Consider the following 7,634-nt stretch of genomic DNA (forward strand, 5'->3'; position numbering starts at 1 on the left):
TCGCGCGCCGCTGGCGCCCCTCCTCCTCAGCCAAGCAGTGGTGGCCGTAGCGTTCATGCTCTTTGACCCACCGATGCAAAACGTTGGGGTTCATACCGTGCTCTACGGCTAACGCCGCGAGCGACACGTCGCCCTGCAAGCATTGCGCCACCATTTCCTGTCAACGCCGGTTGAAAACTGACCCACTTTCGTCGGAATCGTCGGAGTAAAACTGACCCACCCCGGCGTCCAAAAAACCTAGCTCCTGATCTTGATATTCCCTGCTTTGCGCTTGTCCTTGAGTCGGTAGCTTTCCCCGGCAATCTGCACGATATGGGCGTGATGCAGCAGGCGGTCGAGCAAGGCGGCGGTCAGCGTTTGGTCCTCAGCAAAGCATGAGGACCACTGACTGAAGGGCAGATTGCTGGTGACGATGATGCTGGTGCGCTCGTAGCGCTGGGCCACCACGTTGAAGAACAGATTCGCCTCCTCGCGTCCAAACGGCAAATATCCGATCTCATCGATCACCAACAGGCGCGGCCCGATGATGGCACGGTTGAAGTACTGCTGCAGCCGATCCTGTTTATGGGCGGTGGCCAACTGCATCATCAGGTCGGCGGCAGTCAGGAAGCGGGTCTTGATGCCCGCCATGACGGCACGGTAGGCCAGCGCCTGAGCCAGGTGGCTCTTGCCCACGCCGCTGGGCCCCAGGAATACGATGTTCTCGGCCCGTTCGATAAAGCTCAGAGCGGCCAGTTCCTGGATCTGGGCACGTGGCGCACCGCTGGCAAAGGCGAAGTCATAATCCTCGATGGTCTTGACCGAGGGCAGCGTGGCAATCTTCATCAAGGCAGCCCGCTGGCGTTCGATCCGGGCGTCGTTCTCGATGCCCAGAAGGCGTTCCAGGAAGTCACCATGGCTGGCGTCCTCGCGGGCACACTGCTGGGCGATGGCCGGCCACTCGCTGCCGATACGCTCCAGCTTCAGGACGTCGCAGAATTGTTCGATCCGGTTGTGTTGGATGTTCACGCCCGCACCTCCAGCAGTTCGTTATAGACCGACAGCGGGTGCTGGAAGCTCTCTCGCGGGACAGGCCGGTGGGATCTGGCAGGCAGCAGAATGCCGTGCTGCGCAGGCAAAGGCAGCAACGCCAGGCGCTCTTCTTGGAACCGCTTGGCGGGTCGCTCCCGGGTGGTGCCGTGCAGTCGCTGATCGGCCACCTCCGTCAGCCAGCGGCCGATGTGCGCGTTGGCCGCTGTCACGTCAAAGCGCAGACCGGCCTGCTTGAGGGTCGCGGCCAACGGCACACAAAAGCTGCCCTTCAGATATCCGTTGAAGCGTTCGACCTTGCCCTTGGTCTTGGCGCGATATGGCTGGCACACACGTGGGGTGAAGCCGAACTCCTCGGCGACGGCCAGCAACCCGTTGTGCCACCGGTGGTGGCCGGGACCGTATGCATCACGCTCAATGATGATGGCCCCCGCGTTGTCGAACAGCACGTGCTGAGGCACACCGCCGAAGTAGGTGAAGGCCTGGCGCAGACATCCGAACCAGGTGTCGGCGCGCTCGTCGGTGGTGAACCGTACCCAGCTCGAACGGCTGTATCCCAGCGTGGCCACGAAGGCCATCAGTGGATCGCGGCCACGCCGGATGTGAGTGAAGTCGGCCTGCATCTGCTTGCCGGGAGGCGTCTCGAAACGAACGACCGGTTCAGGTTCCTGATGCTTGTGGGCACCCAGAAACTCCTTGAGTTGCGTCACGCCACCGGGATAGCCCAGTTCCTGGATCTCTCGCAGCAGTACGGCTGCCGGTATCCAGTGCGGTCGGGCCGCTTCGATGCGACCGCGCAGATAGTCCTTGTACGGATCCAGCTTGGTGGCCCGTGCCTCGCGGGGCCGGTACTGCTGGGCATCGGCCTCACGCAGGTATCGCCTGACCGTGTTGCGTGAGCAGCCTAGCTGCTTGGCCATCTCCCGAATGCTGACGCCGCGACGCGCCATTACCTTGATCTCCACTGCTTGCTCCTGAGTCAACATTGTCGTGGCCAAAAAGCCACCATCATTGCCCAGGTGGGTCAGATTTACTCCGACGGGGTGGGTCAGTATTACACCGGCGCTAACACATACAGCCGATCACTTGGCAACGAACATTCAGGCAAGGCGAGGATGAAAAGGTGGAGGAGTAACACCCAATTTATCGCAGAGAGAATTGAGCCGACTGTCAAATTTTTTGACAGTCGGAATGGGGCAAGGGGCCCAGCCCCATCGGTTTTGTTTTTGCTTTTAGCCTCGCAGAGTCCCCAGACAGGGCCGCGTTTATGGAGCGAAGCGCAATAAACATAGTCGGTCACTAACCATTCAAGCTGAGAAGTTGACCATTAGAAATAACCCGCTAAAATAAATACATAAGAAGAAGAAAAAAGGGGGCTATAAAATGGCCGGGTATCAGTTTATCCATGTCGATTCATACGGCAGAGAGGGGTCTAGTCGCACTACAAAAAAGACGAAAAAGAGCGGCGAGAATGTCACGACGACAACACGAGTACGAAGTGCAAGCGACATCCTTGCAGAGCAATGGAGGGAGCAAGGCGCTTGCCCCCATATTAAGAATCCGCAAGCTCCAAAGCTAATTTTTGGAGTGCCGCCGATGGATGTTTTGCCAATGATTCACGAATGGGCAGACCAAGCAAAGGATGCTCAAGGGCGAAAATTGAGAAAGGATGGCCTCTGTGTTTTGATCGGAGTTGCTTCCCTTCCTCGTGAGATGGAAAGCAATTTTGACGACTTCGCCAAAGATACTGTCAAGTGGCTACAGGAGAAGTACGGGGATCGTCTCAAGTCCGTTGTTGCTCACAATGATGAGGCTCACCCTCACTTGCACTTCTCTGTCGTGCCCCGTATTGGGGAAAGGTTTGACGACATGCACGAGGGTTACAGGGCGAGCAAGCAGGCAAAAGAAGATGGCAAGAAGAAGGGCGAGCAGAATCTAGCCTACATTGAAGCTATGCGAAGATTCCAAGACGAGTTCAGCGGAAAAGTGGCTATGACTCATGGGTTAACTCGTATCGGCCCCGCTCGCCGTCGCCTTACTCGTTCCGAGTGGAACAAAGAGAAGCAGCAAGCTGCTTACTTTGCGAATTTGAAGCGAATTGCCCTGATTTATGCCAAGAAGGGATACAAGCAGGGCATAGAAAAAGCCAAAATAGAAGCCGCTGCTATTATCGAAGAGGCTCAAAAAAAGGCTGATGCTATCGGTTCAAGATTTTCGGCTTTCTTCGCGGGCTTACTTCAGGGGTGGCATCAGCCAACAGCAGAAGCAAAAGCCGAGAAAGAGCGAGCCGAACGACAAGCGGAGCAGGAACGGGATAAAAGAAAGATGGCAGAAAACGCGGCTAAAGAGCAAGCCGATAAGCGAGTTATCGCCATTGCTAATGAGCTACAAGATACCAAGGCTCGCTTAGAAGCGAGCGAAAGGGATGTTTTGAAGCTGGAAGAGGAAAACAACCGATTCAAACAGAAAATCTTCCTTGAAATGCCTCAAAGATTTCCAAAAAACGCGATTTAGGGCCGCCGTCCTTTTTAATTCACTTTCGTGAATTCTTTGCCCTGCGGGTATTCCCGCTTCGCATTGATATTTATCCCTATGCTGTACTGATCTCTTATCGTACTTATGTACTGATATTTAGATGTACAGAGGGATTTGTTTCTTCTTTTCCTCACCGTGCTATCACACGGTTCCGGCAAAGTTTTACCCTACCCGCTATAAAAGCGAGTTGGGACTTTACCGGGGTTCTCCGTGTGATAGCTACCACATAGCACCGGACAGATATAAAGCGACTTTACCTGTTTCGCAGTTCGTAGGGTTTGCTCCTACAGTAGCCGGGTCTGCTGATTGTCTTCCGTGCCGCTTTGCTACTAGTCCATTCTAACGGCTTTGCCCTTGCGGGTTGCAATCTGACAATAGTTCGCTGGTTTATCGTTAAGGATCTCATCCCTTCGCAGTCACATTTAATTTAACGAGCTTCTGCATTACAGCTTAATTATTCATTGCTTGGCATTACGGGAATCGGGAAGGGTTTTTACGAGACGGGAAACAAATCCCCAAAAGAAACCATCTGACCTCGACGCATTACCGTATGCGATAGCTCTAATCTACAAAAACAAAATCGTTTGTCAAGCCCAAAGAACAAAAAAGCCAGCACAGGGCTGGCTTCGTTGTCGGTAATGCGTCTTCGCTCGATGGCTATTGACATCTATCAATATAAGCAAATAAATCTCTTTGTCAAGGCTGTAAAAGGGAAAACCCGAAAAAATTCGGGCTTCCATTACATAACAACATTAACACTGTAGTTGCACAAAGGAGAGGCTTCTACAGCAGTTTTAAGTTAGCAAAATAATTCAGCTTGTCAACCTGTAAGATCTTACAGTATTATCTTGAAACACTTAACTGCCAGACGAGGGCGGCATGGCTACCAAACCGACTGTTAAACCCCAAAATATACTGACTCTGATCAAATGGGTGGCTGCTGAGCAGAAGTTCAAAATTGAAGCTCATAGTGATACAGAGTTTGAAATACGCAAAAATCGGGTTAATTCGGTTAGATTTAAGGTCTATAAAAATACGGAATATATCCAAATACATCAATGGGAAGATAGCGGAGCAAAGTACGGCAAGGCCGTTTATTCCATTCGTGAATACAGTGATGCTATCCAGTTTTGCAATATCTTGATTGCTAGTGAAACTCTTCGGGCAAGAAGAAAAGACCCAGCTTAACTTTGCGCTATTATCGTGCCTATCCGACTGGTAGCAGTTTGGGTAGCAATTTTTGAGGGGAGAATCATGCCTATCTTGTTGATTTTCCAGATAAATTGACTGTTTGGCGAACTCTCCCCCTCTGTCCGCCAAGAATACATGCGCAGAAATGCGTAGAAGTCCGAAAACCCGCACCAGCTAAGGCTCTGCGGGTTTTTTCTTGTCCGGGACAGTCCGCTAAAGTGCGCCAGCAGCCGGGGGTATGAGGGGTTATATCTGGGGGTATGATCGACTATCACTCACTTCGCCAAAGGATCGGCAGGCACATCACCGCAGGAGCGCGTTATTGGGTCTCAAGCCTTTGGCGCGTTCGCCCGTACTGTGCTGGTGGCTGCCAAGCAGGAAGACAGCGAGGGGCGCGTCCTGGCCCGCGCCAAGAGCAACATTTCCATTGATGACGGGGGCGTCACCTACTTCATCGAACCGTGCAGCCTGGACAGCGGCATTCAGACCACCCGCGTTGCTTGGGGCGAGAAGGTCGAGGGATCGGCCCGTGACATTTTGGGGGCGGTGGAAGCGCCGCAACCCGCATCGCGCGAAACCGCGCTTGCGTACCTCGCTCGCCTGCGCAAGACGCTGAACATGCCGGAGCATGCGGGCGAGCTTGCCACGCAGGTGGTGCAGGCCAAGGGCTGGCGGCCGCGTCCTGCCTAGGATTGGCCTTCGCTTCGCGCCGCTGCGGGGCTTGACCAAGAGGCGCGGCCTCTTGGAACACCGTTCTCGCCGAAGGGCAAGGGCGCAGGGGGACAAACATCCCCTGCACCCCGCCGACAGGCTGTTGCGCTGCGCGGGTATCCGGCCGACGTTTCCGACGAAGAATGGGCCTTTGCCGCCCCGGGACCGCGTTGCGAAATCGCCTGGTTTTGATAATAATTGGTAGTGATTCTTATTTAAATTCTGGCGCCGCGAAACCGATCGACGCCCTTACACCGTGCCTATCGAGACATCCCCTCCCGACATCGAGTCCCTGTACAGCAACCATCACGGGTGGCTGCTGTCGTGGCTGCGCCGCCGCCTGGGCGATTCCTTCGATGCCGCCGACCTGGCCCACGATGCCTTCGTCCGCCTGATCCAGAGGCCGCGCCGCTTCGACAGCACGTCGGAGGCGCGCGCCTACCTGCGCGCGATGGCCAACGGCATGTGCGTGGACATCTGGCGCCGGCGCCAGATCGAACGGGTGTGGCTCGAAGAACTGGCCAGCCGGCCCGAAGCCGCGGCGCCATCGGTGGAACACCAGGCCATCGTGGTCCAGGCCCTGCTCGAAGTCGACGCCATGCTGCGCGGCATGCCGGTCAAGGCTGCTAACGCCTTCGTCATGGCGGTCGCCTGCGACATGACGGACAAGGAAGTGGCCGCGGAACTGGGCGTCTCCACGCGCATGGTGCGCAAGTATGTGGCCCAGGCCATGTTCCATTGCCTGCTGCTGGAAGCGCGCGGCGTGGCGGCGGACCTGCCGAGGCACATGCCGCATATCGTTCCGGCCGCTTCCTCGCCCGGCTGAGCGCCGCCCCCGAGCGATCGCCGTGCACGCCGACCCGCCCCTTCCGCCATCCATGTCCGCCCTTTCGCACCAGGCCCTGCAACAGGCCGCCGAATGGTTCGCCCTGCTGCGCTCCGGCGAGGCCACGGCCGCGGACCGGGCGCAATGGCAGGCCTGGCTGGACGACGCGCAGGAACACCGCAAGGCCTGGCAGCAGGTCGAACGCATCAGCGGCCGGTTCGAGCCGGTCCAGAACAGCCCCAGCCGCGATGCCGCGGCCCGGGGCTTCTGTACCGCCAACACCCGCATGGCGCGCCGCCGCCAGGTGCTGGTGGGCCTGGGCGGTCTGGCCGGCAGCGCCCTGTTCGGCTGGATAGGCTGGCGCCATACGCCGCTGCCCGGCCTGCTGATGGCGCGCTACGCCGACTACCGCAGCGAGACCGGCGAAGTGCGGAGCATCGAACTTCCCGACGGGTCTTCGATCTGGCTGGGCACCGCCAGCGCGTTCGACCTGGACTACCGCAAGAACCTGCGCCGGATTCGCCTGATCGCCGGAGAGATCCTGGTCCAGACCGCGGCCGACCCGGACCGGCCCTTCGTCGTGGATACGCCGCAGGGACGCCTGCGCGCCCTGGGCACCCGCTTCACCGTGCGCCTGGACGACGACGAAACCCTGGTCGCCGTCTACAGCGGCGCCGTCGAGGCCCGCACCGCGGACACCGCCGCCACGCGCATCATCCAGACCGGCCAGCAGACGCGCTTCACCAGCGCAACGCTGGCCGCCGGCGAAATCGCCGACCCCGCGCGCGAAGCGTGGACGCGCGGCATCCTGGTCACGGAGAACACTCCCCTGATCGACGTCGTGCGGGAGCTGCGGCGCTACCGCGGCGGCTACCTCGGCGTCGCGCCCGAAATTGCCCATCTGTCGGTCATCGGCAGCTATCCGGCGACCGATCCGGACCGGGCGCTGGCCATGCTGGAAGCCGTGCTGCCCATCCGGGTGAAACGCCCCCTGTCCTGGTGGGTCAGCATCGAACCCCGGGACGGCGCAGCCTCCAGTCCTTGAACGCCGGGCCTTTCTCGCCCAAAAAACCTGCCGCTCAGGCAAACCGGTTCCGCTTTCGAGCCGCTCGCTCGATCTAATCAATGAGAGCTTCTCAAACAGGACCCGCCCCGCTCCGGCCGGGCGCCTTGTCGCTCTCATCGATAAACCGCGTCTGTGGAACCCCGTCCTTCATGTCTCGTCATCCCGCCGCTCGTGCCGCATGCCAGCCCGCCCATCCCTCGATTCGCCCGTCGCGGCGCCCGGGCGCCCCATTTCGTCTCGCGCCGGCAGCCCGCATCGCCCAATTGGCATTCGCCG

The 7,634-nt window shown here is 58.1% G+C and carries 8 protein-coding genes; 5 read left to right on the top strand and 3 right to left on the bottom strand.

Features of this window, described 5'->3' with window-relative positions; all coding sequences use genetic code 11:
- From AD428_RS25505 to istA, 3 genes are all read right to left on the bottom strand, one after another.
- A partial coding sequence (locus tag AD428_RS25505) for a transposase (protein ID WP_152968155.1) occupies positions 1-154 on the bottom strand: 154 nt, incomplete at its 3' end.
- Between the two features lie 83 nt (positions 155-237).
- Complete coding sequence (istB, locus tag AD428_RS19580; RefSeq protein ID WP_053245377.1) at positions 238-1,008, bottom strand: IS21-like element helper ATPase IstB; 771 nt, start codon at positions 1,006-1,008, stop codon at positions 238-240.
- Positions 1,005-2,015 (bottom strand): IS21 family transposase, encoded by a 1,011-nt coding sequence (gene istA / locus AD428_RS19585; protein WP_053245378.1) that lies wholly within the window; start codon positions 2,013-2,015, stop codon positions 1,005-1,007. The genes istB and istA overlap by 4 nt, the downstream gene beginning before the upstream one ends.
- 397 nt (positions 2,016-2,412) lie before the next feature.
- On the opposite strand from istA, the gene AD428_RS19590 reads away from it, so the two are divergent.
- From AD428_RS19590 to AD428_RS19605, 5 genes are all read left to right on the top strand, one after another.
- Positions 2,413-3,543 (top strand): plasmid recombination protein, encoded by a 1,131-nt coding sequence (locus AD428_RS19590; protein ID WP_082308407.1) that lies wholly within the window; start codon positions 2,413-2,415, stop codon positions 3,541-3,543.
- A 900-nt stretch (positions 3,544-4,443) separates the two neighbouring features.
- A complete protein-coding gene (locus AD428_RS26380) occupies positions 4,444-4,752 on the top strand; it encodes a hypothetical protein (RefSeq protein WP_152968097.1) in 309 nt (102 codons plus the stop codon).
- 360 nt (positions 4,753-5,112) lie between these two features.
- Positions 5,113-5,445: a hypothetical protein gene (locus AD428_RS27205; RefSeq protein WP_053245598.1), complete on the top strand. Its 333-nt coding sequence runs from the start codon at positions 5,113-5,115 to the stop codon at positions 5,443-5,445.
- 277 nt (positions 5,446-5,722) lie between these two features.
- On the top strand, positions 5,723-6,292 hold the full coding sequence (locus AD428_RS19600; RefSeq protein WP_053245597.1) for a sigma-70 family RNA polymerase sigma factor: 570 nt from the start codon (positions 5,723-5,725) through the stop codon (positions 6,290-6,292).
- Positions 6,293-6,344: 52 nt separating this feature from the next.
- On the top strand, positions 6,345-7,337 hold the full coding sequence (locus AD428_RS19605) for a FecR domain-containing protein (protein ID WP_053245596.1): 993 nt from the start codon (positions 6,345-6,347) through the stop codon (positions 7,335-7,337).
- Positions 7,338-7,634 lie beyond the last annotated feature (297 nt).

The sequence above is a fragment of the Achromobacter sp. DMS1 genome (assembly GCF_001270295.1).

Excerpts from the sequence above, each read along its gene's own strand:
- AD428_RS19605 (WP_053245596.1), top strand. The coding sequence starts at position 6,345 with ATGTCCGCCCTTTCGCACCAGGCCCTGCAACAGGCCGCCGAATGGTTC.
- istA (WP_053245378.1), bottom strand. The coding sequence starts at position 2,015 with ATGTTGACTCAGGAGCAAGCAGTGGAGATCAAGGTAATGGCGCGTCGC.
- AD428_RS19590 (WP_082308407.1), top strand. The coding sequence starts at position 2,413 with ATGGCCGGGTATCAGTTTATCCATGTCGATTCATACGGCAGAGAGGGG.
- AD428_RS26380 (WP_152968097.1), top strand. The coding sequence starts at position 4,444 with ATGGCTACCAAACCGACTGTTAAACCCCAAAATATACTGACTCTGATC.